This is a genomic window from Kitasatospora sp. NPDC006697, from assembly GCF_042869935.1.
In the GTDB taxonomy this organism is placed as follows: domain Bacteria; phylum Actinomycetota; class Actinomycetes; order Streptomycetales; family Streptomycetaceae; genus Kitasatospora.
On sequence record NZ_JBIAGU010000042.1, the window covers coordinates 1 to 24,748 of the forward strand.

At 73.8% G+C, this 24,748-nt stretch carries 21 protein-coding genes; 5 read left to right on the top strand and 16 right to left on the bottom strand.

Annotated elements, in window-relative coordinates; genetic code table 11:
- Positions 1–271: 271 nt before the first annotated feature.
- The 12 genes from ACFYNO_RS37280 to ACFYNO_RS37335 all read right to left on the bottom strand — a co-directional run bounded on the left by ACFYNO_RS37280 (position 272) and on the right by ACFYNO_RS37335 (position 12,205).
- Positions 272–1,018 (bottom strand): SDR family oxidoreductase, encoded by a 747-nt coding sequence (locus tag ACFYNO_RS37280; RefSeq protein ID WP_388022195.1) that lies wholly within the window; start codon positions 1,016–1,018, stop codon positions 272–274.
- A gap of 113 nt (positions 1,019–1,131) precedes the next feature.
- Entirely contained in the window at positions 1,132–2,022 is an 891-nt protein-coding gene (locus ACFYNO_RS37285) for a fumarylacetoacetate (FAA) hydrolase (RefSeq protein WP_388022196.1), read from the bottom strand.
- Positions 2,023–2,069: 47 nt separating this feature from the next.
- Positions 2,070–3,365: a pyridoxal phosphate-dependent aminotransferase gene (locus tag ACFYNO_RS37290; protein ID WP_388022198.1), complete on the bottom strand. Its 1,296-nt coding sequence runs from the start codon at positions 3,363–3,365 to the stop codon at positions 2,070–2,072.
- Positions 3,366–3,526: 161 nt separating this feature from the next.
- The gene (locus tag ACFYNO_RS37295; RefSeq protein ID WP_388022199.1) at positions 3,527–5,158 is read right to left on the bottom strand and encodes an AMP-binding protein; all 1,632 of its coding nucleotides are present in this window, start codon (positions 5,156–5,158) and stop codon (positions 3,527–3,529) included.
- Positions 5,155–6,273: a Glu/Leu/Phe/Val dehydrogenase dimerization domain-containing protein gene (locus ACFYNO_RS37300; protein ID WP_388022201.1), complete on the bottom strand. Its 1,119-nt coding sequence runs from the start codon at positions 6,271–6,273 to the stop codon at positions 5,155–5,157. The genes ACFYNO_RS37295 and ACFYNO_RS37300 overlap by 4 nt, the downstream gene beginning before the upstream one ends.
- Before the next feature lie 77 nt (positions 6,274–6,350).
- Positions 6,351–6,917, bottom strand: a complete 567-nt coding sequence (locus tag ACFYNO_RS37305; RefSeq protein ID WP_388022203.1) for a type 1 glutamine amidotransferase — start codon at positions 6,915–6,917, stop codon at positions 6,351–6,353.
- 11 nt (positions 6,918–6,928) lie between these two features.
- A complete protein-coding gene (locus tag ACFYNO_RS37310) occupies positions 6,929–7,732 on the bottom strand; it encodes an acetylglutamate kinase (protein WP_388022205.1) in 804 nt (267 codons plus the stop codon).
- Positions 7,729–8,784 (bottom strand): N-acetyl-gamma-glutamyl-phosphate reductase, encoded by a 1,056-nt coding sequence (argC, locus tag ACFYNO_RS37315; protein ID WP_388022207.1) that lies wholly within the window; start codon positions 8,782–8,784, stop codon positions 7,729–7,731. Before argC ends, ACFYNO_RS37310 begins: the two co-directional genes overlap by 4 nt.
- The gene (locus ACFYNO_RS37320) at positions 8,781–9,632 is read right to left on the bottom strand and encodes a RimK family alpha-L-glutamate ligase (RefSeq protein WP_388022209.1); all 852 of its coding nucleotides are present in this window, start codon (positions 9,630–9,632) and stop codon (positions 8,781–8,783) included. The genes argC and ACFYNO_RS37320 overlap by 4 nt, the downstream gene beginning before the upstream one ends.
- A 1-nt stretch (position 9,633) precedes the next feature.
- Entirely contained in the window at positions 9,634–9,822 is a 189-nt protein-coding gene (locus ACFYNO_RS37325) for a lysine biosynthesis protein LysW (RefSeq protein WP_388022211.1), read from the bottom strand.
- A gap of 93 nt (positions 9,823–9,915) precedes the next feature.
- Positions 9,916–11,067, bottom strand: coding sequence for an isopropylmalate synthase (locus tag ACFYNO_RS37330; RefSeq protein ID WP_388022212.1), 1,152 nt, complete (start codon positions 11,065–11,067; stop codon positions 9,916–9,918).
- 337 nt (positions 11,068–11,404) lie between these two features.
- Positions 11,405–12,205 carry a response regulator transcription factor gene (locus ACFYNO_RS37335; RefSeq protein ID WP_388022214.1) on the bottom strand — a complete coding sequence of 267 codons (801 nt, stop codon included), beginning with the start codon at positions 12,203–12,205 and terminating at the stop codon, positions 11,405–11,407.
- A 441-nt stretch (positions 12,206–12,646) separates the two neighbouring features.
- Here ACFYNO_RS37335 and ACFYNO_RS37340 point away from each other — a divergent pair, with 441 nt between their 5' ends.
- The 3 genes from ACFYNO_RS37340 (at position 12,647) to ACFYNO_RS37350 (ending at position 18,354) form a co-directional block, all read left to right on the top strand.
- Entirely contained in the window at positions 12,647–13,288 is a 642-nt protein-coding gene (locus tag ACFYNO_RS37340) for a TetR/AcrR family transcriptional regulator (protein WP_388022216.1), read from the top strand.
- 254 nt (positions 13,289–13,542) lie between these two features.
- Positions 13,543–17,418 (top strand): type I polyketide synthase, encoded by a 3,876-nt coding sequence (locus ACFYNO_RS37345; protein WP_388022217.1) that lies wholly within the window; start codon positions 13,543–13,545, stop codon positions 17,416–17,418.
- A 291-nt stretch (positions 17,419–17,709) separates the two neighbouring features.
- Positions 17,710–18,354, top strand: a complete 645-nt coding sequence (locus tag ACFYNO_RS37350) for a TetR/AcrR family transcriptional regulator (protein WP_388022220.1) — start codon at positions 17,710–17,712, stop codon at positions 18,352–18,354.
- A gap of 96 nt (positions 18,355–18,450) precedes the next feature.
- Here ACFYNO_RS37350 and ACFYNO_RS37355 read toward each other — a convergent pair whose 3' ends face one another.
- The 3 genes from ACFYNO_RS37355 to ACFYNO_RS37365 all read right to left on the bottom strand — a co-directional run bounded on the left by ACFYNO_RS37355 (position 18,451) and on the right by ACFYNO_RS37365 (position 21,911).
- The gene (locus tag ACFYNO_RS37355; RefSeq protein ID WP_388022222.1) at positions 18,451–20,322 is read right to left on the bottom strand and encodes a phospholipase C; all 1,872 of its coding nucleotides are present in this window, start codon (positions 20,320–20,322) and stop codon (positions 18,451–18,453) included.
- 342 nt (positions 20,323–20,664) lie between these two features.
- Positions 20,665–21,126: an SsgA family sporulation/cell division regulator gene (locus ACFYNO_RS37360; RefSeq protein ID WP_388022225.1), complete on the bottom strand. Its 462-nt coding sequence runs from the start codon at positions 21,124–21,126 to the stop codon at positions 20,665–20,667.
- On the bottom strand, positions 21,123–21,911 hold the full coding sequence (locus ACFYNO_RS37365) for an AMP-binding protein (RefSeq protein WP_388022227.1): 789 nt from the start codon (positions 21,909–21,911) through the stop codon (positions 21,123–21,125). The genes ACFYNO_RS37360 and ACFYNO_RS37365 overlap by 4 nt, the downstream gene beginning before the upstream one ends.
- A 316-nt stretch (positions 21,912–22,227) precedes the next feature.
- Between ACFYNO_RS37365 and ACFYNO_RS37370 the strand changes: the two genes are divergently transcribed.
- Complete coding sequence (locus tag ACFYNO_RS37370; RefSeq protein WP_388022230.1) at positions 22,228–23,469, top strand: PucR family transcriptional regulator; 1,242 nt, start codon at positions 22,228–22,230, stop codon at positions 23,467–23,469.
- Here the strand turns inward: ACFYNO_RS37370 and ACFYNO_RS37375 are convergent.
- Positions 23,459–24,112, bottom strand: a complete 654-nt coding sequence (locus ACFYNO_RS37375) for a tetratricopeptide repeat protein (protein WP_388022232.1) — start codon at positions 24,110–24,112, stop codon at positions 23,459–23,461. The two genes, ACFYNO_RS37370 and ACFYNO_RS37375, sit on opposite strands and share 11 nt — an antisense overlap.
- 71 nt (positions 24,113–24,183) lie before the next feature.
- Between ACFYNO_RS37375 and ACFYNO_RS37380 the strand changes: the two genes are divergently transcribed.
- Positions 24,184–24,699 (top strand): GNAT family N-acetyltransferase, encoded by a 516-nt coding sequence (locus ACFYNO_RS37380; protein ID WP_388022235.1) that lies wholly within the window; start codon positions 24,184–24,186, stop codon positions 24,697–24,699.
- The last annotated feature ends 49 nt before the right edge of the window (positions 24,700–24,748 follow it).

The window sequence follows — 24,748 nt, forward strand, 5'->3', positions numbered from 1 at the left end:
GGGGGGGGGGGGGGGGGGGGGGGGGGGGGGGCGCCCCCCCCGCGGGGGGCCCGGCCGGGGGGGGGGCGGGGCGCCGCCGCCCCCCCCCCCCCCCCGGGCGGCCCCCCGGGGGGGGGGGGGCCCCCTCCCGCGTCCGCGCACCCTGCGGCTGACAGGCTGACAGTACGTCGGGCACCGCACCCGACAGCCACGCCAGCCACGCCAGGCACGCCGAAGCCCCCTGCCCCGTCGCGGTGACGGGGCAGGGGGCTCGCTCGGCGCGGAGCTCGCGTCAGACGGTGTAGCCGCCGTCGACGGGGATCGCCGCGCCGGTGATGAAGTTGCCGGTCGGGCCCGCCAGGAAGAGCACGGTGTCGGCGATGTCCTCGACCTTGCCGTAGCGGCCCAGCGCGGTCAGACCGGCCTGGAAGTCGGCCGTCTCACCGTCGGCCGGGTTCATGTCGGTGTCGATCGGACCCGGGTCCACGACGTTGGAGGTGATCCCGCGCGAGCCCAGCTCCCGGGCCAGGCCCTTGGTCAGACCGATCAGCGCGGCCTTGGCCGTCGCCTGCAGCACCAGGCTGTCGCCGGGCACCCGGCCGTTGAAGCAGGAGCCGATGCTGATGATCCGGCCGCCGTCGGCCATCTGCCGGGCCGCGGCCTGGGCCGCGAGGAAGACCGAGCGGACGTCGATCGCCAGCACCCGGTCCAGCTCCTCGGTGGTCACCTCGTGCAGCGCACCGTAGGTGAAGTGGCCCGCGTTGTTCACCAGGACGTCCAGCCGGCCCAGCTCACCGATGGTCCGCGCCACCGCCGCCTCGGCGTCCCCCGACGCCGCCAGGTCCGCCCGGATCGCGATCGCGGTACCACCGGCCGCCTCGATCTGCTTGACCACGGCACCCGCCTGGTCGGCGGCCTGCACATACGTGATCGCCACCGCCGCACCGGCGCCGGCCAGCTTGCGCGCCACCTCCGCGCCGATCCCCCGGCTGCCGCCGGTCACCAGCGCCACCTTGCCGGCCAGCTCGTTGCTGCTCATATCTGTTCCTCCGTCAATCGGATTGTTCGTCAACACAGTTGTTTCTACTTTTCCATGAACCGCGGGAACCGCGGCCGGATTTTCCGGCCGCGGCCCCCGCTCCCGGCGGCCCGTCAGGCCGCCGAAGCCGTACCGCCGTACTGCACGGTGTTGGAGAGGACCGCGCCGTGGCTGGTGACCTCGATGACCAGGCGGTCGCCGTCCTGCAGCTGGAAGCCGTCGTGGAAGCTGCTCAGGTCGGCCCCGGTGAGCAGGTAGTTGACCAGCCCGGGGCGGCAGAGCGCGGGGAAGGAGAAGGCCCGCGCGGCCAGGTCCTCGACCTTGAACCAGAGCGCGTCCGCGCCGCAGTCGAACTTGCCCTCCCAGGCCGCCGCGCCGCCGCGCTCGATGGTGACCTTGCCGGTGGCGGCCTTCGGCGGCTCACCGAGGAAGAGGTAGGGCGAGACGGCGGTGTCGCAGAGCTTGCCGGACGGGGTGTAGCTCGGGTCGATCCGGTGCAGGCCGATGTCGCACAGGTCGTTGCCGAAGCTGTAGCCGACGTAGTGCGGGACGCCCTGCTCGTCGTTGACGTAGACCAGCAGCATCTCCGCCTCCTCGATCAGCCAGATCGGCTCGGCGGGGACCACCAGCGGCGTGCCCGGGGTGCGCAGCCAGGAGCCGATGCCCTTGAAGAACCACTTCGGCACCGGCGGCTTCCCGTCGTAGGAGACGATCGCCGCCTCCTTGGACTTGTGGGTGCCGAGGAAGCCGCTGACCAGGGCGGTGCCGCTGTCGGCCGGCAGCAGCGGCGGCAGCGGGCGCAGCTCGGGGTCGCCGGCGGTCACGGTCAGGCTCGGGGCGGCCGCGGTGGCGGCGGCGAGCGCGGCGGGGGCGTCGTCCGAGAGCAGCGCGGCGCGCAGACCGCCCTCGGGGAGCAGGTGCAGGGTCTGCGGCTCGCCGGCGGCGGCGATGCCCAGGCTGAGGTACCGCCGGCCCCGGTACTCGTATTCGCTGACGATGGACATGGCTTCTGAACCTCCGGGAAGTCGTGTGGGCGGAGCGTGGTGCCGGGTCAGGCGGCGGCCGGACTGCGGTCGGACGACCGGACGAGGTCCTCCAGGACGTCGCCGACGCGGTCCAGGGACGCCTTGATCCAGGGGAGTTCGAGGGGGGCCTGGGCGGTCATCGCCGCCGATCGCTCGGCGTCGTGCTCGCCGTACAGCCGGCTGGTCGCGATCCGGATCCGCAGCGTGCCGGCGGGTTCGCCGAACGCCGTGCCGGGGAGCAGGCCCACGCCGTAGCGCTGGGCGAAGAGGGCGGCCAGCTGGTCGGCTCCGGTGACCTGGTGCGCGGCCAGCAGGTGGGCGCGCAGCGGTTCGAAGCTCGGGTAGAGGTAGCAGGTGGAGCGGACGGGCTCCAGGTCGGCGCCGATCGCGGTGAACATGGCGGCGACGGCGCGGACCACGGTCTCGTGCAGCCGCCGGGCGGCGGCGACGTACTCCACCACCTCGGCGGGTTCGTCCAGGGCGAAGACGGCGGCCTCCTGGACGGGGGCGGCGGTGGTGGACCAGGTCTGGCTGGCCACGGCCTCCAGCCGCTGGTGCAGGGCCCGGCCGAGCGGGCCCTCGGGCAGCCGGGCGACGCCCATCCGCCAGCCGCCGACGGCCAGGTTCTTGGTCAGCCCGGTGGTGACCACCGTCCGCTCGGGGGCGAAGACGGCGGGCGAGAGCGCCCGGTCGGCGCCCTCGAAGACCAGGTCGCAGTAGATCTCGTCGGAGACGATGACCAGGTCCAGTTCGCGGGCGACCGCGGCCAGTTCGGCGAGGGTGCCGGGTTCGGCGATGGTGCCGGTGGGGTTGTCGGGCAGGGTGACGATGACGCAGCGCGGGTCCCGTCCGGCCGCGCGGGCGGCGGTGACGGCGGCGCGCAGCAGGACGGGGTCGGGCACGCCGCCCTGGCCGGGCCGGGTGCGGACCTCGATCGGTGTGCCGCCGGCCAGCCGGGCCTGGGCGGCGTAGCTGACCCAGCTGGGGACCGGCACCACCACGTCGCCGCCGATGGCGAGCATCAGGGCGAAGAGCATCGGCTTGCTGCCGGGGGCGCAGTGCACCAGCTCGGGGTCGGTGGGCAGGCCGCGGCGGCCCCAGTAGCCGGCGGCGGCGGCGCGCAGCGCCGGGCTGCCGGCCACCGGGCCGTAGGCGTTGCGGCCCGCCGCCCCGGCGAGCCTGGCCCGCAGGGCGGGCAGGACGGGGAGGCCGATCTCACCGCTGGCCAGGGAGATGACCTGCTCGCCGGCTCGGCGGCGACGTTCCAGCGCCTCGTCGGCGGCCAGCGTCGCCGACTTGGTCACCGGTACGGGTTCGGGCATGGCGTTGCTCCAACGGATCGGGCCTCGGGTGCCGAGGCGGCGGGGTGGTGCGGCCCGGCCGGGGGGGGGGGGGGGGGGGGGGGGGGGGGGGGGGGGGGGGGGGGCCCGGGCGGGGGGGGGCCGCGGCCGGCGCGCGCGCCCCCCCCCCGCGACCGGGTGCGTCAGCCGGCGAAGAGCTTGCGGAGTTCGACCTTGCGGACCTTGCCGGTGAGGGTCTTGGGCAGGGCGTCCATGACCTCCAGGCGCTCCGGCAGGAACCGGGCGTCCTGGCCGGCGCCGCGCAGGTGGGAGCGGATCTCCTCCAGCGTCGGCGCGGGCTCGCCGCGGGCGACCAGGACCACCAGGATGGTGTCGTCGATGTGCCCGGTCGGGCCGACGATCGCCGCCTCGGCGACCCGCGGGTGGTGCGCGATGACCGACTCCAGCTCGGCCATCGGCAGCACGATCCCGTCGCGCATGATGGCGTCCTTGGCCCGGCCGAGCACCCGGATGCCGCCGCGCCCGTCCTCGCGGGCCACGTCGCCGGTGTCGAACCAGCCGTCGTCGCTCAGCTCGGCGTCGAACACGTCCTGCTGCTTGAAGTAGCCCAGCGCCTGGGAGGCGCCGCGCACCCGCAGCCGGCCGACCGAGGCCCGCTGGGTCGGGTCCTGGCAGGCGTCGATCCGGATCTCCATGGAGTCGATCGGCCGGCCGTGGCTGTGCGCGGACCAGTTCTGGTTGTAGTCCAGCCGGCTGATGGTGACCGGGCCGAACTCGGACATGCCCCACACCGAGTAGGTGCGGGCGCCCAGGGTGTCGCGCAGTTCGTCGACCAGCCCCTGGAGCACCGGCGCGGCGCCGGTGATGGTGTGGCGCAGGCTGGAGATGTCGTGCGGGTCGGACTGCTGCACCCGGGCCACGCCGGACAGGGTGGGCGGCGGGCCGTAGAGCAGGGTGCCGTGGTAGCGCTCGATCAGGTCGAGCAGGCCCGCGTGGTCGGGCCCGTCCTGGAAGACCGAGGTGCCGCCGAGGATGACCCCCGCCAGGATGCCCTGGCCGAAGCCGGAGTAGTGCACCATCGGGGTGGTGACCACGGCGACCAGGTCGTCGCGGAGCAGGAAGGTGTCCACGTAGCCGCGCACGCCGGAGTGGACGGTGTTCTGACTGTGCACCACGCCCTTGGAGAAGCCGGTGGTGCCGGAGGTGAAGAGCACCACGAAGGGCTCGTCCGGGCGCAGTGCCCGGCCCTCCAGCTGCCCCATCCGCTCCTTCTCCCAGTGCCGGGCGACGAACAGGTCGTGGAAGTCGACGGTGCCCTCGGGGGCGTGGCCGTCGACCACCACCACGTGGTCCACGGCCAGCTGGTCCCTGAGGTCGCGGACCGTGGTGGCCAGCGGGTAGCCGTCGTACTCGGCGACGGTGATGAAGACCCGGGCCTCGGTGAGGGTGAGCCGGTGGCGCAGCTCCTCCTCCTGGCAGACCGGCGCGATCGGGCAGATGACCGCGCCGGCCGCCATGCAGGCGAACATCAGCGGGACCATCTCCCAGCGGTTGGGCAGCTGGACGGCGACCACGTCGCCGCGCTCCACCCCCAGCTCCAGCAGGGCGCCGGCGAACCGGTCGGTGAGCCGGGAGAGTTCGGCGTAGTCCAGGGTGTCGGTGCGGGCCTCGTCCAGCCGGCGGCCGGCGATCGCCAGCTTGCGCGGCCGCTCGGCGGCCTGGCGGCGCAGGTCGTCGAGGAAGGTCTCGTCCCGCCACCAGCCGCGCCGGCGGAACTCGGTCAGTCGGTCGGCGACCGAGGAGGGCGCGCTCATCGGCGGGCCGCAGCGCGGTCGGCCAGCAGCTCCGGCAGCGGGTCGCCGGCCCGGGAGTCGGCGATGGCCAGCAGGTCGCGGGTGTTGCGCTGCACGGTGTTGGCGACCCAGTCGAAGACCCAGGCCTTGCGGGCCTCGGCCTCGAGCTCGAACGGCACCACCCGGGTGACGGCCAGCGCGGCGGAGCCGGCCCCGCCGATGTTGCTGATCACGCCGGGCACCAGCAGGCCGCCGGCGGCGCGCAGCTTCTCCCGGGCGTCCTCGGTGGAGCAGATGTTGCCGCCCTCGACGACCAGCTGGGAGCGGACCCGATGGGCGTTGGTGTCGTTGAGGGCGTGCTTCTGGGCGGCCAGGATGAGCAGGTCGGCGTCGACGTCGAGCCAGGCGTCGGGGGTGTTGCTGGTGGTGACGCTCTGCGGCAGCCGGCTGCGGTCGATCCGGCCGAACTCGTCGGTGATGGCGATCAGGTCGGCGACCGGCAGGCGGTCGGCGCTGATCGTGCCGTCGATGTCGGCGACGCCGACGATGACGTGGCCGCGCTCCTCCAGGAACTCGGCGACGGCCCGGCCGACCGCGCCGAAGCCCTGGATGACCACCCGGGCGGAGCCGGTGCGGCCGGCCGCCTCCAGGGCGGTGACGGCGGCGACGCCGACGCCGTGGCCGGTGGCGTCGATCAGCGGCTCGTAGTAGGTGCGCCAGTCGATCGGCATGTCGGGGGCGCCGAGCCGGAACCGCGGGTCGTAGCCGGCCTCGTCGAAGAAGGTGGCCCGGTCGGCGGGGGTGACGCCCATGTCGATGCCGAGGTGGATGCCGCCGTGCAGCAGCGGCTTGACGGTCCGTCCGAAGGTGCGGAAGGTCTGCTCGCGGTCGCTGCCGTCGGAGACGATGCCGGCCTTGGCGCCGCCGATCGGCAGGCCGGCCAGGATGAACTTGTGGGTCATGTCGCGGGCGAGGCCGGCCACCTCCTCCTCGGTGACCCCGGGGGTCATCCGGGTGCCGCCCATGGCCAGGCCGTTGTACAGCGAGTCGATGACCACCCAGCCCTTGATCTCGCCGCCGGCGCCGTTCAGGTGGACGGTGAGGGCGGGATCCTGGCGGTTGTCCAGTTCACTCATTGTCGTAAGTCCTCTGCGTGTGTGGCTGAAGTCGGGGACCCTGCGCGCCGGGGAGAGCCGGCGCGCAGGGCGGGCCGTCACTGCTGGTAGATCTCCGCGAAGCCCCGGAGGATCTCCAGGCCGTCGTTGCGGAACTCCAGATGGGCCTGGGCGCCGAAGATCCGGCCGTCCTCCGAGCGGATGAACTCCACCGGCGCGTGCTCCGACCGGCCGATCGACCGGAAGCCGGCCGGGGCCGCCTGGAGGTAGAGGGTGTGCCGGTGGAAGACCGTGACGGTCGGCTTGACGTGGGAGAAGATCGGCTCCTCCTTGTCGACCTGGACCTCGTAGCCGCCGACCCGCTGCTCTCCGGGGGCGAGTTCGCCGCCGGCCGAGACGGCGATCAGCTGCATGCCGCCGCAGATCCCGAAGACCGGGACGCCGGCGGTCATCACCAGGTCGACCAGGGGTTTGTAGAACGCCTGGTCGTAGGCGCGGACCTTGGTGCCGCTGAGCACGATCGCCTGGTAGCGGCCGTTGAGCTTGGCGGGCACCGAGGCGGCGTCGGTCACCTCGGTCTCCGAGCCCAGGGTCTCGAACCGGGCGCGGAGCTGCTTGAGCGACAGGGTGCCGTTGTTGACGACCAGGACGCGCGATGTGGCCACGTGTTCGCTCCTCAGGCTGGGGTGATCAGGGTGCCGGTGCGGCCGTCGAGCAGGTCGGTGACCGAGGCGCTGCCGATGACGACCCGCGGGACGCCGCCGTCCAGTGCCTCGCCCGCGGCGCGCAGCTTCTTGCGCATCCCGCCGGTGGCGCCCTGGTCGCGGAAGGCGGCCGCGTCCTGGGCGCTGATCCGGGGCACCGGCTGACCGTCGATCAGCAGGTGGGCCACGTCGGTGACCAGGACCAGGTCGGTGGCGCCGACCGCCGCGGCGATCGCCGCGGCCGCCCGGTCGGCGTCGTTGTTGACCTCCTGGCCGGCCGCGTTGCGGGCCAGCGGGGTGACCAGGTAGGCGTGGCCGGGCTGGAGGTTCTTCAGCGGGGCCGGGTCGACGCCGGTGATCGGGCCGACCAGGTTCTCCAGCTCGACCAGCTGCTTGTTCTGCCACCACCAGCGCTCGCCCTCGCCGGCCTGGACCAGGCCGTCGCTGCCGAGCAGCCACTCGGCGGTGATGCCGCGGCTGTCCAGCCGGCCCAGCACGTCCTCGGCCATCGCGGCGCTGACGGTCTTGATGTCGGCGATGACCTCGGGGGTGGTCCAGCGGCTCTGGTTGCCGTAGCGGTCCCGAAGGATCGCCGAGGGCTCGGTGTAGCGCGGGTTGAGCCGCTTGAGCGGCTTGGACCAGCCGTGCACCAGGACCAGCGGGCGCTGCCGGCCGTGTGCGGCCAGGTCGTCCCACCAGGTGCCGTCCAGGTCGTCCAGGCAGCTGCCGCCGAGCTTGACCACGGTGGGGGCGGGGTTGCCGCCGCTGCCGGTCATGCCGGCATCACCGGGTGCATGGTCAGGCCGGTCTCCTCGGGGAGGCCGAAGCGGATGTTGGCCGCCTGCACGGCCTGGCCGGCCGCGCCCTTGACCAGGTTGTCGAGCGCGCCGAGCGCCACGATCCGGCCGCCCTCGGGGTCGTGCAGGACGGTCACGTCGCAGTAGTTGGAGCCGAGCACGGCCTGCGGGTCCGGCACCGGGATCAGCGTCTCGTCGTGCCGGCGGACCCGGACGAACGGCTTGCCCTTGTAGAACCGGGTGTAGGCGCGCTGCAGTTCGCGCTGGTCGACCGGCGCGTCGGTGAAGACGTACGCGCTGGTGAGCAGGCCGCGCACGTGCGAGACGCCGTAGGCGGACATCGACAGCGAGCCGATGCTGCCCTTCTTGGCCCGGGCCAGGAAGTCGCCGACCTCGCCGGCGTGCCGGTGGCCGGTGGGCGCGTAGGGGGCGATGGCGCCGTTGCGCAGCGGGTGCAGGTCGGTGGTGCGCAGCGTGAGCCCGCCGCCGCTGGACCCGCTCTTGCCGTCCACCACCACGGTCTTCAGGTCCAGTCCGAGGCCCATGGTGAGCGGCGCCAGGCTGAGCGTGAGGGCGGTGGCGTAGCAGCCGGCCAGCGAGATCAGCGGGGCGCCGACCAGCTGGTCGGCGACCAGCTCGGGCACGCCGTAGACGAAGCGGTCGGCGAGCTCGGTGCGCCGCTTGACCTTGGGGTACCAGCGGTCATGAAGCTCGGGGGTGCGGATCCGGAAGGCGCCGCTGAGGTCGACGATCGACTCGACCTTGTCCGCCAGCAGTTCGGCGAGCTCGCCGGAGGCGCCGGCGGGGGTGGCCAGGAAGAGCACGTCGACCTGGTCGGCGACCGCCTCGGTGACCGGCTGCACGGTCAGGCCGAGGTCGACCCGCAGGTTGGGGTGGAGTTCGGCCGGGCGGCGGCCGATGTTGGAGGAACCGCCCAGGAAGGTCAGTTCCATGTCGGGGTGCTGGCTGAGCAGGCGGATCAGATCGCCGCCGGCCAGCCCGGAGGCGCCGACGACTCCTGCGCGGATCATGAGAACTGCTCCTGGAGGTAGGCGCCGATCGCCGCGGTGACGTCGACCCCGGTGGTGGTGGCCACCGCCCGGAAGCCGGGCGCGTGGTTGACCTCGTTGACCACGAAGCCGTCGTCGGTGCGGAACAGGTCCACCCCGTAGATACCGGCGCCGAGTTCGGCGATCACGGCGTCGACGATCTTGACCACGTCGGGGTCGTGCCCGATGGCGCTGGTGTGGTTGCCGAGCGCGGCGTTGTTGCGCCAGTCGGTGCCGGCGCTGACGAACTCGGCTGCGCCGATGATCTCCCGGCCCACCACCAGGCAGCGCACCGAGGAGCCGCCGGCCAGGAACGGCTCGACCAGGCAGGCCTGCTCGAAGGCGTGGCCGAGGTCCTCGACGTAGTCGTAGACGGAGTGGGCGGTGTCGCTGTGCCGGATCAGGGTGACCCGCTTGCCCATGCCGCCGTAGATCGGCTTGAGCACCACGGGGACGCCGATCTCCTCGACGGCCTTCTCGAAGTCCTTGCGGGAGAGCACCAGCCGGTAGTCGGGCACCGGCACGCCGGCGCTGCGCAGCACGGTGCGCAGCACGGCCTTGTTCTCGCAGGCGTTGATCGCCCGCGCGGTGTTGACGGCCGCGACGCCGGCCGCCTCGGCCAGGGTCGCGACCAGGCCGCCGCGGGTGTAGCTGCGGCTGCGCACCAGCACGGCGTCGTACTCCTGCAGGGCGGGCGCACCGACGGCGCCGAGGCAGAGCGACTCGTCGTTGACCCAGTCGATGTTCAGGCCGAGGGCCGGGGCCGCCTGGAGGAGCTGGCGCTCCTCCCAGGCGATCCGGTCGGCCACGATGGCGACGTTGAGGGGCATCTCACTGGCCCCAGTCGCGCAGCGAGACCTGGATCATCTCGAGGGTCAGCCGGCCCTCGCTGATCGCCTCGATCCGCAGGGTCAGCATGCACTCGGGGCAGGAGAGGGTCTCGCCGACGGCCATCGGCGGGACGGTCAGGTCGGTCTCGCACTCGGGGCAGGTGCCGGTCAGGGTGGTGGCGGTGGACATGTGTCAGCTCCGGTTCGTGGTCTGTTCGGTCGGTCGGTCGGGTGGCGGGACGGCGTGTGGGGTCGCCGGCTCCGCCGCTCACGCCTGGTGGGATCAGGCGGCCTGGAACTCGATCGCGGCCTTGCGGATGCCGTCGCGGTCCAGCAGCGGCCCGCCGGCGCGCTCCTGACGGTCGATCAGCCAGTCGGTGAAGGCGTCGACGTCGACGGAGACGCCGGAGTCGTCGAGCGCCCACTTGACCAGCGGCGGGGTGAGGCGGGTGCGGACCAGCAGCTCGCGGGAGTTGCCGACCAGCTCGGCGGGCAGCGTCTCGTACGCCTCGGGGTGGGTCAGCTGGCCGGGCAGCTCGTAGGCGAAGGAGTGCGAGGAGGTGGGCCCGGACTGGAACGCCTCGCCGAGGCCGGCGCCCTCCAGGGCGACCCGGGACAGCTCGGTGAGGTGGGTCAGGTCGAAGCGGGTGTCCTGGTGGATGACCCGCAGCGAGGTGAGCAGCTCGGCCAGCGGGGCGTTGCCGCCGCGCTCGCCGATGCCGCCGACGGTGGCGGAGATCCACTTGGCGCCGGCCCGGACGGCGGCGAGCGAGTTGGCCACCGCCATGCCGAGCATGTTGTGCGAGTGGATCTCGATCTCGGAGCCGTCGATCGCGGTCAGGTCGGCGATCACGTCCTGCATCTGCCAGGGCGACAGGTAGGCGACGGTCTCGGCGAGCCGGAACCGGTCGGCGCCGGCCTCGAAGCCGGCGGTGACGTACGGCACCAGGCGCTCGGCCGGGGTGCGGGCCGCGTCCTCGCCGCTGAAGGTGACGTGGAAGCCGCGGTCCTTGGCCTGGACGATCGCCGACTTGGCCAGCGTCTGCAGGAACTTGGCGCTGGGCGAGCCGAGCTTCAGCGCGGCGTGCTGCTCCGAGGTCGGGATGGAGTACATGATGTGGCGCACGCCGAGGCGCTCGGCCTCGTCGAGGGCGGTGGCCACCTGCTGGCGGTCGCGGACCACGACCAGGGTCATGCTGCGCTCGGGGCCGACGGCCTCATGGGTGGCGAGGACCAGGTCGGCGTCCTTGGACGCGGGGCCGGCCACCATGCCCACCTCGACCAGCGACACGCCGGTCTTGACCAGCAGGTCGGCGATCACGGCGGCGTGCTTGGGGGCGAATTCCACGCCCGCCATGTGGGCCGAGTCCCGCAGCGTCGCGTCGGATATGAGCGGCAAACTCGGGAGGCTTTCGTCGTGCCTTGCGACTGGCATTGTGCGTTTCCCTCCTCCGGTGTCCGGGGATTCCTCCCCGGTCGGGCTCTGGACTGAATTCCCGTTCCCGTGGTGCGGGTTACGGGTCTTGCCACAGCGCTTTCGGTGCGGTGCGCTCTGTGGAACATCCTTGCGACCGAGGCCCTGGCCAGGCAATGCCCGACGTGTCGGAAATTGTCAAGGAGTGCAAGGGAGACGTCATCTCCGGTGAGCGCCCGCAAGTATTCGCGGGGTTGCCGACAAGGCATTCCCGGAATGCCGGTCGGCAGCCGCCCGGCGGGTATTCTCGGGGCATGCGAACGAGCCGCCCCCGACCATCGTCCGGGCCCTCACCGGTTCAGCCCCGGCCCAGTCGGTATCCGACCCCGTGCACGGTGATGATCCATTTCTCGCCGAGTTTCGCCCGCAGGTTGCTGACATGGGTGTCGATGGCGCGGCTGGAGGCGGCGGCCCAGGTGGTGCCCCAGATCCTGGCCATCAGCTCCTTGCGGGAGAGCACGTTGCCGGGCTCGGCCGCCAGGGTGTGCAGCAGGTCGAACTCCTTGGCCGTGAGGGTGACCTGGTTGCCGTGCAGGCGGACCTCGCGGGTGCCGGCGTCGATCTGCAGCGGGGTGAGCGAGATGGTCGGCGGGGCGGGCGCCCGGGGGTGGGCCCGGCGCAGCACGGCCTGGATCCGGGCCAGCAGCTCGCGGGTGCCGCAGGAGGCCACCACGCAGTCGTCGGCGCCGGCCTGCAGGGCCAGCACCCGGTCGAGTTCGGTGTCCCGGCCGCTGATCGAGATGACCGGCTTGTCACCGCTGCGGCGGATCAGCCGGCAGACCTCCAGGCCGTCGATGTCGGGCAGGTCCAGGTCGAGCAGGACCAGGTCGGCCTGCTGGTGGGCGGCCAGCGCCTCGGTTCCGGTGGCGACGGCGCTCGCGGCGTAGCCCTGCCGCAGCAGTTCGCGCACCCGTGCCCCGGCGGTGGCGGCGGTGCCCTCGACCACCAGCACGGAGGTCTCCTGGGCGGCGGCCGGCCCGGCGGTGGGGGGACCGGCGGCGGCCGGCCCGGTGGCCGTGGCAGGTGCGACGGCCGGTGCGATGGCCGCCGGTGCAGCGGTGGCCGGGCGGATCACGGCGGGGATTCTGCGCGCCGTCATCTGAATCGTCATTGCTTCCCCGTTCGTATGCCGGTGGGTCACGGGTGTGCCGGGGCCGGCTCGCGGTTCGGAGCGCGGCCGCCCGGGCCGTCCGGACGGGGTCCGGCGGCCGGGGGCCGTGAGTGGGATGTCACGGAACTGCCGGGAGGGATCGGTGCGCTGTCGGGAAGGGTCGGTACCGGCGCGAGCCGGGGGCGCACGCCGGAACGGGCATGGCCGGGCCGCGCGCCCCTCGAAGATGACCTCTGATGCAAAGATACACGCAAGTCTCCTCCCCATCTACAGACTAAAGATGTATCAGAGTCCATGAACTTGGATGGATCTGAGCTTCTGTCAGCTCACCGCCCCGGTGATGTGTGTACTTCGATCCAAGTTTGTATGATGAACCATCAATGGACCGGCCAACGAGGCCACTTGTACGCCGAGCACCCTGGAGGGCACGTGCGACACCCATTGGACGACGGCACCCCGGCTCCCCGACGGCGCCGGCGCGACCGGGCCAGCGCACGGGAGCAGGTCTACGACGCCGCCGTCGTGCTGTTCAGGCGCAAGGGCTACGCCGACACCTCGATCGCGGAGATCGCGGAGCTGGCGGGCATCGGGCGCGGCACCTTCTTCAACTACTTCCGCAGCAAGGACTGCCTGGTCACGCTCTGGCGCCGGGACCGGCTCAACCGGCTGGCCACCCGCCTGGATCCGCTGCTCGCGGAGGCCGACGGCACCGCCGAGGCGCTGCGTACCTGCATGTCCACCCTGAGCACGCTCAACGAGGAGGAGCCGGACCTGAGCGCGGCGATGCTGGTCGCCTGGCTGCAGACCGGCCACCCGCTGCGCCACTGTCCGTACCTGCGGCTACTCTTCGCTGACATCGTGGAGCAGGGCCGGGCCCGCGGCGAGATCCGCAGCGCGGTGGACTCCGGAAGGATCGGCGAGACCCTGCACGACCTCTACTTCGGCACCCTCTACCGTTGGAGCCTGCCCGCCGGGGAGGGCCCCCGGCCGCGGCTCGATCCCGAGCTCCAGCTGGGTCTGACGCTGCTCATGCAGGGCCTGGTCCCGCCGCCCGCGGTGGCCCTGAGCTGACCCCCGGCCTGCCCCGCACCCCGGCCGCCCCTAGAGCCGACAGCTGACGCGACGTCACCTCCAGCCAGTCCCTTGCCCGTTCGGCCGGGAGATCGATCGTCCTCGGGTGGATCTCAGCTCATGAGAAAGAGTCAGCCAGCTTCCGGAAACACTAGGGTCAAACTTGGGTCTCAGTGTAAGTTTGCATCTCGCTAGTCCAACGGCACGACTGACACCGTCCTCATCGTCGGATCTAGAAGAGGTTGACCCCTCCCATGGAGTACACCCAACACGCCCCTGCCACCACGGTCGCCGTCATCGGTCTCGGCTGTCAGTTCCCCGGGGCGGACGGCCCGACACAGTTCTGGCACAACCTGCTGGCCAACACGGACTCCGTCACCCCGGTGCCCGCCGACCGCTTCGACATCGCGGCCGACTACGCGCCCTCCTCCGGAGTCCCCGGCAAGACCGCGTCCCGCCACGGCGGGTTCATCTCCGACGTCTTCGCCTTCGACCACGCCTTCTTCGGCATCTCCCCCGCGGAGGCGAAGGCCGTGGACCCGCAGCAGCGGCTGCTGCTGCACGCCACCTGGGAGGCGCTGGAGCAGGCCGGCATCCGTCCCTCCAGCCTCGCCGGCACCCACACCGGCGTCTTCGTCGGCCAGGCCACCGCCGAGTACTCGGAGGTGACGGCCGACCCGGACGGTCCCAACATCCGCGCCATGGCGGGCAGTCGGCTGCGCGCCGTGACCGCCGGCCGGATCTCCTACGCGCTCGACCTGCTCGGGCCCAGCGTAGTGCTGGACACCGCCTGCTCCTCCTCCCTGGTCGCCGTGCACACCGCCCGGCAGAGCCTGCTCACCGGCGAGTGCGACCTGGCGGTCGCCGCCGGGGTCAACGTGGTGCTCTCCAGCCACGACGCGATCGCCTACTCCCAGGGCTCGATGCTCTCCCCCGAGGGCCGCTGCCGGTTCGGCGCGGCCGACGCCAACGGGTTCGTCCGCAGCGACGGCGTGGGCGTGGTGGTGCTCAAGCGGCTGGCCGACGCCGAGCGCGACGGCGACCTGATCCTGGCCACCCTGCTGGGCAGCGCCGTCACCAACGACGGCCGGGGCAGCGGGCTGCTGCTGCAGCCGGCGGTCAGCGGCCAGGTCGCGATGCTCCGGGCCGCCTGCCGCTCCGCCGGGATCACCCCGGACCAGCTGGACTACGTGGAGTCGCACGGCACCGGCACCGCGGTCGGCGACGCCGTGGAGCTGCGGGCGCTGGCCCAGGCCACCGGCCGGCCGGCCGAACGGCCGCTGCTCACCGGCTCGGTGAAGAGCAACATCGGCCACGCCGAGTCCGCCGCCGGGATCGCCGGCCTGATCAAGGCGATCCTGATCGCCAGACACGGTCTGGTGCCCGCCTCGCTGCACTGCGCCGAGCCCAACCCGGTGATCGCCGAGGAGGGCCTGGCCGTCTCGGTGGTGACCCGCAACACCCCGCTGCCCGACGCCGGCCGGGCGGCCCGGATCGGGGTCAGCTCCTTCGGCATCTCCGGCACCAACGCCCATGTGGTGGTGGGCGCCTACCAGCAGCCGGAGCCCGCCGGGGCCCCGGAAGACCTCCCGACCGCGGCGGGGGCGGCCGGCGGGGAGCAGCTGCTGGTGCTGAGCGCGCGCTCGGCCCACTCGCTGAGCGAACTGGCCTCCTCCTGGGCCGGGTTCCTGGAGGGTCCGGGCCGCAGCCACCCGCTGCACCGGCTCTGCGCGGCGGCCGCGCTGCGCCGGGACGACCACCCGCACCGGCTCTGGGTCCGCGGCGCCACCCACGAGGCGGTGGCCGCCCGGCTGCGGGAGCTGGCGGCCGGCGAGCCGATCGCCGGCGGCGGCACCGCCGAGGCCGGGTTCGGCCCGCCCCGGCGCACCGCCTTCGTCTTCTCCGGGCAGGGCTCGCAGTGGCTGGGCATGGGCCGCGGGCTGCTGGAGTCCTCGCCGGCCTTCCGCGCCACCCTGGCCGACTGCGACCGCGCGATTCAGGCCGAACTCGGCTGGTCCGTCATCGAACTGCTCACCGGCGCCGAGGAGCTGCCGACCGCGATCGACCAGGTGCAGCCCGCCCTGTGGGCGGTGGCGGTCTCGCTGGCCGAGGCGCTGCGGGCGGCCGGCCTCGATCCGGACGTCTGCCTGGGCCACAGCATGGGCGAGGCCGCCGCCGCCTACGTCTCCGGCGCGCTGAGCCTGCGCGACGCCTGCGCGGTGATCTGCCGGCGCAGCCGGCTGATGCGCCGGCTGGCCGGGCTGGGCGCGATGCTCGCGGTCGAGCTCTCGGCCGAGGCCTCCCGGGAACTGCTGGCCGAGCGGCCGGAGTTCGCGGATCTCTGCGTGGCCGTGGAGAACTCGCCGAGCGCCACCGTGCTGGCCGGGCCGGCCGAGCCGCTGGGAGTGCTGGCCGGACTGCTGGAGCAGCGCGGCGTGTTCCACCGCATCGTGCCGGTGGAGGTGGCCTCGCACTCCCCCGCGATGGAGCTGATCAGCGACGAACTGGTCTCCGCGCTCGTCGATCTGACGCCCCGTCGGGCCGAGGTCGGGCTCTTCTCCAGCGTGCTGGCCGAGCCGCTGCGCGGGGAGGAGCTGGTCCCGCGCTACTGGCAGGAGAACCTGCGCCGGCCGGTCCGCTTCACCGAGGCGGTGCGCGCGCTCTGCGCCCAGGAGACGGTCTTCCTGGAGGTGAGCCCGCACCCGGTGCTGGCCGCCGCGGTGGACGACACCCGCCGCTCGGTGCAGGCCGAGGGCGCGGCGCTGGGCTCGCTGCGCCGCGACTGCGAGGAGGCGGACGCCCTGCTGGAGACGCTGGGCCGGGCCTACGCCAACGGCGCCCGGGTCGACTGGAGCCGCTGGTACGGCCGGGCCACCCCGGTGCTGGAGGGCCTGCCCACCTACGCCTGGGACCGCGAGGTGCTGCGGCACCCCGTCCCGGCCGTCCGCCCGGCCGCCGCGCCGCGGGCCCTGCCGCCGCACGTGCGGGAGGCGCCGCTGGCCGAGTGGGGCGCGGCCGGCTGGGCGACCGGGGTGTCGGTGCGCGGGGCCCGGCCGCTGCTGCCCTCGGTCTACCTGGAGGCGATGCTGACCACCGCCCGCACGGCGGCGGGCGGACCGGTCGCGCTGCTCGAAGTGCGGCTCGGCGCGGCCCAGTTCACCGGAGACCCGGCCGTGGTGCGGCTGCGGGTGACGGTCTCGGCGCCCGGCGCGGACGGGCTGCGGCAGGTCCGGGCCGAGCTGCGGCACGGCCCGGAGGGCGAGCCGGTGCTCTGCGCGCAGGGCACCGCCGTGCCGGACCCGCAGGCGCGGCCGGTGGACCGCCGCGACCTGCTCGACCGCACGCTGGCCCGCCGGCTGGAGCACCTGTCGGCGCCCGGGTTCCAGGGGCTGGCCGAGCAGGCGGGCTTCGGCATCGACGAGGAGCTGTGCGGGGTGCAGCACGTCTGGCGCGGGGACGGCCGGGCGGTGGCGCAGATCCGTCCGGTCGGCGGCGCCGGGCGGAGCGCGGCCTGGGAGTCCGGGCTGCTGGCGCTGCTCGCGGCCTACCGGCCCGGCACCGCCCAGGTGCCGACCGGCTTCGGCTCCATCCGGGTGCACGGCGAGCTGCCCGCCGAGTTCTGGGCGCTCTGCCGGGTACGGCCCTCGGCCACCGGCGGGCGCGGCGACGTGCTGCTGCTCGACTCGGACGGCTTCGTGCTGGCGGAGTTCCTGGCGATCGAGCTGCACCTGCTGCCGCACCGGCACGCCGGCCTGCTGGCCTCCTTCGGCGCCGGGCAGATGGCGGCGCTGGTCTCCCGGCTGCACGTGCGCGCCCGGCACCAGGTGCCGCGGCCGCCCGGGCAGCGGGTGCACCGGGCCGAGGTGCTGGTGCCGGCCGAGCCGCCGGCCCCGGCGGCGGAGGTCTCGGCCGGGACCGCGGCGCAGGCCCTGGTGCGGCGGGTGGCGCACCTGCTGGAGATCCCGGAGGACCGGCTGGACCACCGCAGGCCGCTGCGCGACCTTGGCCTGGACTCGCTGATGGCCAGCCAGCTGCGCACCGAGCTGCGCTCGGGCTGGGGTCTCGACCTGGCCGCCGGGCGGCTGCTGGGGCCGGAGAGCTTCCACCGCATCCTGGCGACCATCGCGTAGCCGCCACCCCCGGACCTGTCGTCCGCCGGCCCGCATCGGGCCTGGCGGGCGGCGGGTCCGGCATGCCCGCGAACCGGCCGGGCGGGCCGCGGCGCAGGGCCTGACGGAGCGCCGGCAAGCGAACGGCAGCTGTCGATCCGGTCAAGTGTCACGCAAATCCAGGTGCCCTACTAACTCTGACTGCACATCATAGTTAAACTGTAGTGCAACATATCGACCGGAATGGCAACCCTGAAGGGGCGCGGGGGTCCTTCGCGGTCGGCCGTCGAGCGATTGCAGATCGGAGTACCGGTGAGCCCTACAGACACAGCCGCGGACCAGGCGGCGGCCCCCCTGGGACGGAGGGAGCGCAACAAGCTCAAGGTCAAGGAGCGCCTCTACGACGCGGCGATGACCCTCTTCGCCGAGCAGGGCTACAACGAGACCTCGATCGACGAGATCGCCGAGCGCGCCGACGTCGCCCGCGGCACCTTCTTCAACTACTTCCAGCGCAAGGAGGACCTGCTCGGCGCCTGGGGCGAGAAGCGGCGCGACTCGCTGCTGGCCACCCTCGGCGTGGAGCACGACACGGCCGACTCCGCGGTCGGCCGGCTGCGCTACTCGATGGCGGCGCTGGGCCGGATGAACGAGGGCCAGCAGCAGGAGACCGCGGCGCTGCTGATGGCCTGGGTGCGGGCCGGCCGCCCGCTGCTGGAGGCGCCGTACCTGGCCGACCTGCTGGCCCGGATCGCCGCCGAGGGCATCCAGCGCGGCGAGTTCGGCAACCGGTTCACCGCGCGGCAGATCGGCAACGCGCTGCGCGACCTGTACCTGGGCACCCTCTACCGCTGGTGCGGCGCACCGGACGGTGACACCGAACAGCTCACGGCCGAGCTGCTGACCACGCTGGACCTGATCCTGGAAGGGATCCTGGCCACCCCGGCCGTCGTGTCCTGAACGCGCGGGAGGGACGGGCCGCCCGGACCCGTCCCTCCGCCTGCCGGAAGGGGGCCGCACCCGGTACGGGTGCGGCCCCCTGGGGTTGCTGCGGGGTCAGGCCCGGCGGCGGCCCTTGCGGCGCATCGTGTAGACCACGCCGCCGCCGACCGCGCAGAGCGCGGCCGCGCCGACCGTCAGCGGGACGGTGTTGCTGCCGGTGAAGGCCAGCGAACTCGCCCCGCCGGCGGTGGGAGTGGCGGAGGCCGACGCGGGGGCCGCGGCCGAGGCGGAGGTGGAACCGGACGGCGTGGCGGAGCCCGCGGCGGCCGGGGCGGTGCTGCCGGCGGCGGTCGGGGTGCTGCTGCTCGCGGCACTGGCGCTCGGGGTGGCGCTGCCGGCCGGCTGGCCGGTGGCCGGGTCCAGGATCAGGGTGGCGGACTGCGGGTGGCCGAAGTCGAACATGCCCTCGATGGAGCCGGCGTGCTCGTCGTAGGAGGCGTCACCGATGGTGCCGGTGTGCCAGTTGTCCTCGACGAACTTCAGGACGGAGGACTGGTCGGTCAGCGTGTGGTCCACGTAGTTCTGCTTGGCGAAGGGCGAGAGCACCAGCAGCGGCAGGCGCGGGCCGTGGCCGCAGCGGTCCTGGTAGCCGCCCCAGGCCGCGGCGGTGCCGCAGGCGCCGGTGCCGCTCAGGCCGTCGTTGGCCGCGTCCTGCGAGCCGTTGACCGGGGCGGCGAACTTGTGGTCGTACCAGCCGTCGGAGTCGTCGTAGGCGATGACCACCGCGGTGGAGGCCCAGTCCTTGGACTGCTGCAGCTTGTTGAGGGTCTCGGCGAGGAACCGCTGCTCGTCCAGCGGGTCCGAGTAGCCGGCGTGGCCGTCCTGGTAGCTGCCGGCCTTGAGGTAGCTGACCGCCGGGAGGCTGCCGTTGCCCAGCGCCGCGTCGAAGTCGGTCAGGTCGTACTGGTGGTTGGCCGCGCCGTCGTGGCCGATCTCGCCGACCGAGGCGGGCGCGGTGTGGTGCGGGTTGGCCGTCGACTGGTAGTACTCGAACGGCTCGTGGTGCGGGCTGTAGTCGACCGAGCTGCCGCCGGCCACGTTGGTGTGGGAGGTGCCGCACACCGCCGGCTTGCCGTCGGCCGCCGCGGTGGTGGGCCGGAAGCCGCCCTGGAACCAGCCCCAGCTGACGCCCTTGGCGTTCAGCAGGTCGCCGATGTTCCTGCCGTTCATCTGCAGGTGGTTCTTGGTGTTGGCGCAGTCGTCGAAGGCCGGGTCGGGGTCGTTGATGACCGTGCCGACGCCGTTGGCGTCCGGGGAGGAGACCACGTAGGCGTCGGTGGTCTTCTTGCCCGTCGGGTCGACCGCGTAGCCGCCGTGGGTCTGGCCCGAGATCAGGTTGAGCGCGCCCGGGGTGGAGGGGCCGAAGACCGTGCCGTAGGAGTTGTCGCTCATCGCGAACTGCTGGGCGTAGTTCCACAGGCCGGTGACGGTGTTGCCGTCGTAGTAGTCCATCACCAGGCCGGGGGCCGTGTACATCGGGGCCTTGCAGCTCTCGACGTCGGTGTGCTCGACGAACTGGTCCATCTTGCCGCCGTCGAAGGCGAGCTGCTCGTCCTTGTAGGTGTGGTCCTGGTCGCAGGTGACCGCCTGGGCGGGGGTCAGGCGCTGCGGGTTGGCCTTGTTCGGGTTGTGCTGCAGCAGGTCGGGGGTGAGCCCGTCCACCTGCGGGGTGCCCGGCTTGGCGGTGAACTTGGCCTTGTCGTCCGCGCCGTTGGCCGCCTTCGGGTAGGTGCCGAAGTAGTGGTCGAAGGAGACGTTCTCCTGGAAGATCACCACCAGGTGCTTGATCGGCGTGGCAGTTGACGGGCCGTCGGCTGCCAGAGCCGGCGGAGCAGCCGCGGTCAGGGCGGTGAGGGCGGCCATCCCTGCGGTGCCTATGGCCGCGCCGGCGCGGAGCCACCGCTTGCGGCTGGTTCCGGTACGCATCTGTCGTCCTCCTCGGACACGGGTCGGTTCGGTGGGTCCGGATCACCGGGCCGCCCATGGTCCCCCTCGTCCCAGTGTGCTCCGGCGAGGCTGTGGATCCCCGGGCGGGCGGCCGCGGGCGCTGGCGCCGGGCGGTGGGCCGGGAGCGGGCCCGGGGTGGCGGTGTTCCGCGCGTGAACGGCCCCCCTGGCTCCGACTGGCGCGAACCTACCAGCGCGCCGCTCCTCATTTGCGCGATTCCGCACGTTTCGCAGCTGGTGATCGCCCAAGCTTCACCTAGCCGGGGGGAAGCCTTTCCCGGATCTTAAGACCGGACGCAGGCGAACCTCCGGACCGGTGGCCTCAGGGCCGCCCGGTCGGTCCGGCGAGCAGCCGGCCGATCAGCGCGTCCAGGTCCAGGTGCTCGTGCTCGCGCCCGGCCGGCACCAGCTCCTCGGTCCGCCGCAGGAAGCGCCGCAGGTCGGCGCGGCCGACCCGGAGCCGGCCGGTGGAGTCCTCGCCGACCAGCGTCAGCACCACCCGGTCGGCCAGCTCGCCGGTGCCCGGCCGCACGCTGACGTCGCCGTCGCCGACCGCCCGGCGCAGGCCGGTGCGCAGCAGCTCGCGGGCGAAGACCCAGCGCACCGGCTCGCCCGCGCCGACGCTCAGCTCCAGCCGGACGGCGTACGGCTCGGCGCTGCGGTAGGCCAGGGTGGCCGGCACGGGCACGGTGAGGCCGCCGGCGCCGACCACCTCCAGCAGCAGCACCATGGCGCAGGAGGGCGCGGGCCGGGCCGGCGCCGGGGCGGGTTCGCGCTCGGTCACGGCCGCCGCCCCAGCGCCGGGTTCGGGCCGCGGTGGCCCGGCGTCAGCCGGTGCGCGCCGGTGGCGCCGCGGCGCAGGCGGGGGCGGCGCGGGGTGCAGCCGGTCGCGGCGTCGGGGGCCACCGCCAGGCAGGCCCCGGCCAGCACGGCCGCGTTCAACCCCCAGGTCTGCCCGGCCGGGTGGCAGAGCGGCAGCCGGCACAGCACCAGGTCGTCCGGTTCCAGCACCGGCGGTTCGGTGGCGGCGGCGAAGGCGTGGGCGCGCATCTCGCCGTGGGTCAGCTCGGCGCCGTGCAGCCGGTCGGCCGTGCCGGGTCCGTAGTAGGCGACGGCGACGGCCTCGTCCGGGCGGTAGACGATCTCGTGGTGCTGCGGCCAGTGCGCCAGCTGGTCCAGCAGTCCGGGGCCGACCGGGACCCAGGCGGCGTCCGGCTCGCTCGCCGGCGGCACCGGGAACCCGGCGGTGGCGAAGACGATCCGGGTGCCGGGCGCCTCGAAGCAGCGCCGCGCACCCTGCCCGCCCAGCCGGGGGTCGGCCACGGCCACCACCGCGCCGGTGCGCAGCGCGCCGTAGTAGAGCACCGCGAAGGCGGGCGCGTCCGGCTCGGCGAGAGCGAGGCCGACCCGCTCCCCCGGCCGCACGCCGTGCGCCAGCAGCGCGCCGGCCACCCGGGCGCTGAGCTCGTCCAGGTCCGCGTAGCCGAGCACCGATCCGCGCAGTATCACCGCCGGGCGCTGCGGGTACTGCCTGGCGGCGTCCTTGAGGTTGGTGGCGAGGTTGCCCATCTGCGCTCCTGCTGCGGGGTCGGCCGGGTTCTTCCGATCGGATCGATCATCACCCATGGTGACCTTCGGCGCCCATGTTCTCACCGACAGTGTTGCCCGCGGGTTCGTTGTGCGCCGCGACAATCCGCCCGGGCCGGGCCTCCCCTGACCGGCCGTCGGGCCCCGCGGACTCGTGCAGGGGATCGGAACATGCCCCGGAAGCATGACAGTTCGGCGTTGTCGCGGTGCCCGGGCGCGGCGGTGTAGCAGACTGCCTTCCGCGGCGGCCCGCCGAGGCCGCCCGACCCAGGTCGTGGATTCACGTGAGGCACAGGTTGTGAACGAGGCAGTCGCGGACCCCATCGTCGTCGGCATCGTGGAGGCCGTGACGGCCAGGCTCGACGGGCTCGTCGCCGCCATGGCCGAACGGATCGTCACGGAGATCGAGTACTACCGGAACGCGGACGTGCAGCCGCGGGACCTGCACACCTCGCTGCACGGCAACACCCGCTTCACGCTCGCCCACCTGGCGGCCGGGGACGTGCCGCTGGACCTCTCGGCGCCGACCGCGACCGGCCGGCTGCGGGCGGGGCAGGGCGTGCCGCTGCCGGAGGTGCTGCGCGCCTACCGGCTCGGCTTCACCACGCTCTGGGAGCACCTGCTGGCGGAGGCGGACCGCTCGGGCCCGTCGGCGCAGGGCGCGCTGCTGCGGGCGGCGACCAGCATCTGGGAGGCCTCCGACACCTACTCCCAGGCGCTGACCGCCGCCTACCGGGACGCCGTGGCGGAGCGGCTGCTGGAGACCGACCGTCGGCGCTCGGCGCTGGTGGCGGCCCTGGTCGACGGGCCGCCGCCGGGTGACGACACGGCCTGGGAGATCGCGCAGCTGCTCGACTTCCCCTACCAGGGCACCTTCCTGGTGGTGAACGCGGAGGCCGCCGGCGGGGCGGCGCCGCTGCCGGGGCTGGAGGCCAGGTGCCGGGCGCTGGAGGTCGGTTCGGCCTGGCGGGCGCAGCCCGGCAACGAGCTGGGCGTGCTCTCCTGCCCGGGGCGCCGGGCGGTGGAGCTGGTACTGGAGACGGTGCGGGCCTGCGCGACCGGGCGGGTGGGCGTCAGCCCGGCCTTCGAACGGCTGGACCAGACCCCGCGGGCGCTGCGTTACGCCCAGGTGGCGCTGGAGTCGCTGCCGGCGGGGAGCGTGACGGTGCGCCAGCTGGACGACACGCCGCTGACCGAGATGGTGATGACCAACCTGGAGACCACCCGGCGGGCCGTCAACCGCATCCTCGGCGGCCTGCTCTCGCTCCCGGAGGACGACCGGACCACACTGCTCGCCACCGCCCGGGCCTGGCTGGAGGCCAACGGCTCGGCGGCGGAGGCGGCCCGGCAGCTGTTCTGCCACCAGAACACGGTCCGGTACCGGATGCACCGGATCGAGGAGCACCTGCGCGGGCCGCTGGACAACCCGAAGATCGTGGCGGAGCTGGCGATGGCGCTGGACGCGGTCGGCACCTTCCCGACGCTGCTGGAGGCACGCCGGGCGCCGGAGGCGGAGGCGATCGCGGGGCTCAGGAGCTGAGGGCGAGCTCCTCGCGGGCCTCGGCCACCCAGCCGAGCACGCCGTGCGCCCCGGCGGTGTCCGCGAGTTCGGTGGCCTCGGCGAGCAGGGCCGCCGCGTCCGTGCGCCGGTCCTGCTGAGCGGCGAGGTAGGCGAGTCCGACCAGGTTGGCCGCCACTCCCGGCAGGAAGCCCAGCTCGCGCCGGAGCCGGGTGGACTCCTCGAACCGCGTGCGGGCCTGCTCCAGCCGGCCCGCCATGTGGTCCGCGAAGGCGAGGTGCCGCAGCGCGTAGGAGGCGGTCAGCCCGTCGCCCGCGGCGGTGGCCAGCTCCAGCGAGCGGGTGAACGGGGGCAGGGCCTGCTCGGTGTCGTCCCGGACCACCTGGTGGAAGGCGCCGATCCAGAACAGCGCCTCGCCCTCGCCGCGCCCGTCGCCGAGCCGCCGGTAGAGCTGCGCCGCACGCTCGAAGAGCGCCAACTCCTCGGCGTCCGCCACCCGTTCGGCGAGGAAGCGGGCGTGCGCCACCCGGCCGCGGACCAGCGCCAGATCCGCCTCGGCGGCGTCCAGCAGGCGGTCGGCGGCGGCCGGGGCCTCGGCGTCGCCGCCGAAGACCGCGCGCTGGTAGAGGAAATCGGCTTGCTCGACTCGCTCGTCCATGGTCATCTGATCATCCTATCGATCATGGCTATCGTCCGGGGCGCTGTCGGCCGGGCGAACGGACCGGGGGGACGGCGGTGTTCGACACCGAACGGCTGGTCGTGCGGCAGTGGCGGCAGAGCGACCGCGAGCGCGTGCTGGACATCTACTCGCGCTGGGAGGTCGCCCGCTGGCTGGGCAGTGCGCCCGCCGCGCTGGCGGACCTCGCGGCGGCCGAGGCCCGGATCGAGCGCTGGCGCGGCCTCTCCGACGATCCCCGGTTCGGCCTCTGGGCCCTGGAGCACAAGGAGACCGGTGTCGCGCTGGGCAGCGTGCTGCTGCTCCCGCTGGCCGGCGGCGCGGGCGAGGTGGAGGTCGGCTGGCACCTCCACCCGGACTCCTGGGGGCACGGCTACGCCACCGAGGCGGCCCGCGCCGTGCTCGCCCACGGCTTCGCCGCTGGCCTGCCGGAGGTCTTCGCCGTGGTGCGGCCGGGCAACGGGCCGTCGATGGCCGTCTGCCGCCGGCTCGGCATGACGCACCAGGGGCTGACCGACCGCTGGTACGGGCTGGAGCTGGAGTGCTTCCGGCTGGGCGCGCCCCCGGCCGCCTGACGGCTTCCCCGGCCCGGGCGCCCCCCCCGCGCCGGGGGGGGGGGGCGGG

What these genes read in the sequence shown, in the direction of transcription:
- ACFYNO_RS37280 (WP_388022195.1), bottom strand. Translation starts at nt 1,018, where the DNA reads ATGAGCAGCAACGAGCTGGCCGGCAAGGTGGCGCTGGTGACCGGCGGC.
- ACFYNO_RS37285 (WP_388022196.1), bottom strand. Translation starts at nt 2,022, where the DNA reads ATGTCCATCGTCAGCGAATACGAGTACCGGGGCCGGCGGTACCTCAGC.
- ACFYNO_RS37290 (WP_388022198.1), bottom strand. Translation starts at nt 3,365, where the DNA reads ATGCCCGAACCCGTACCGGTGACCAAGTCGGCGACGCTGGCCGCCGAC.
- ACFYNO_RS37295 (WP_388022199.1), bottom strand. Translation starts at nt 5,158, where the DNA reads ATGAGCGCGCCCTCCTCGGTCGCCGACCGACTGACCGAGTTCCGCCGG.
- ACFYNO_RS37300 (WP_388022201.1), bottom strand. Translation starts at nt 6,273, where the DNA reads ATGAGTGAACTGGACAACCGCCAGGATCCCGCCCTCACCGTCCACCTG.
- ACFYNO_RS37310 (WP_388022205.1), bottom strand. Translation starts at nt 7,732, where the DNA reads ATGACCGGCAGCGGCGGCAACCCCGCCCCCACCGTGGTCAAGCTCGGC.
- argC (WP_388022207.1), bottom strand. Translation starts at nt 8,784, where the DNA reads ATGATCCGCGCAGGAGTCGTCGGCGCCTCCGGGCTGGCCGGCGGCGAT.
- ACFYNO_RS37320 (WP_388022209.1), bottom strand. Translation starts at nt 9,632, where the DNA reads ATGCCCCTCAACGTCGCCATCGTGGCCGACCGGATCGCCTGGGAGGAG.
- ACFYNO_RS37325 (WP_388022211.1), bottom strand. Translation starts at nt 9,822, where the DNA reads ATGTCCACCGCCACCACCCTGACCGGCACCTGCCCCGAGTGCGAGACC.
- ACFYNO_RS37330 (WP_388022212.1), bottom strand. Translation starts at nt 11,067, where the DNA reads ATGCCAGTCGCAAGGCACGACGAAAGCCTCCCGAGTTTGCCGCTCATA.
- ACFYNO_RS37335 (WP_388022214.1), bottom strand. Translation starts at nt 12,205, where the DNA reads ATGACGGCGCGCAGAATCCCCGCCGTGATCCGCCCGGCCACCGCTGCA.
- ACFYNO_RS37345 (WP_388022217.1), top strand. Translation starts at nt 13,543, where the DNA reads ATGGAGTACACCCAACACGCCCCTGCCACCACGGTCGCCGTCATCGGT.
- ACFYNO_RS37355 (WP_388022222.1), bottom strand. Translation starts at nt 20,322, where the DNA reads ATGCGTACCGGAACCAGCCGCAAGCGGTGGCTCCGCGCCGGCGCGGCC.
- ACFYNO_RS37365 (WP_388022227.1), bottom strand. Translation starts at nt 21,911, where the DNA reads ATGGGCAACCTCGCCACCAACCTCAAGGACGCCGCCAGGCAGTACCCG.
- ACFYNO_RS37375 (WP_388022232.1), bottom strand. Translation starts at nt 24,112, where the DNA reads ATGACCATGGACGAGCGAGTCGAGCAAGCCGATTTCCTCTACCAGCGC.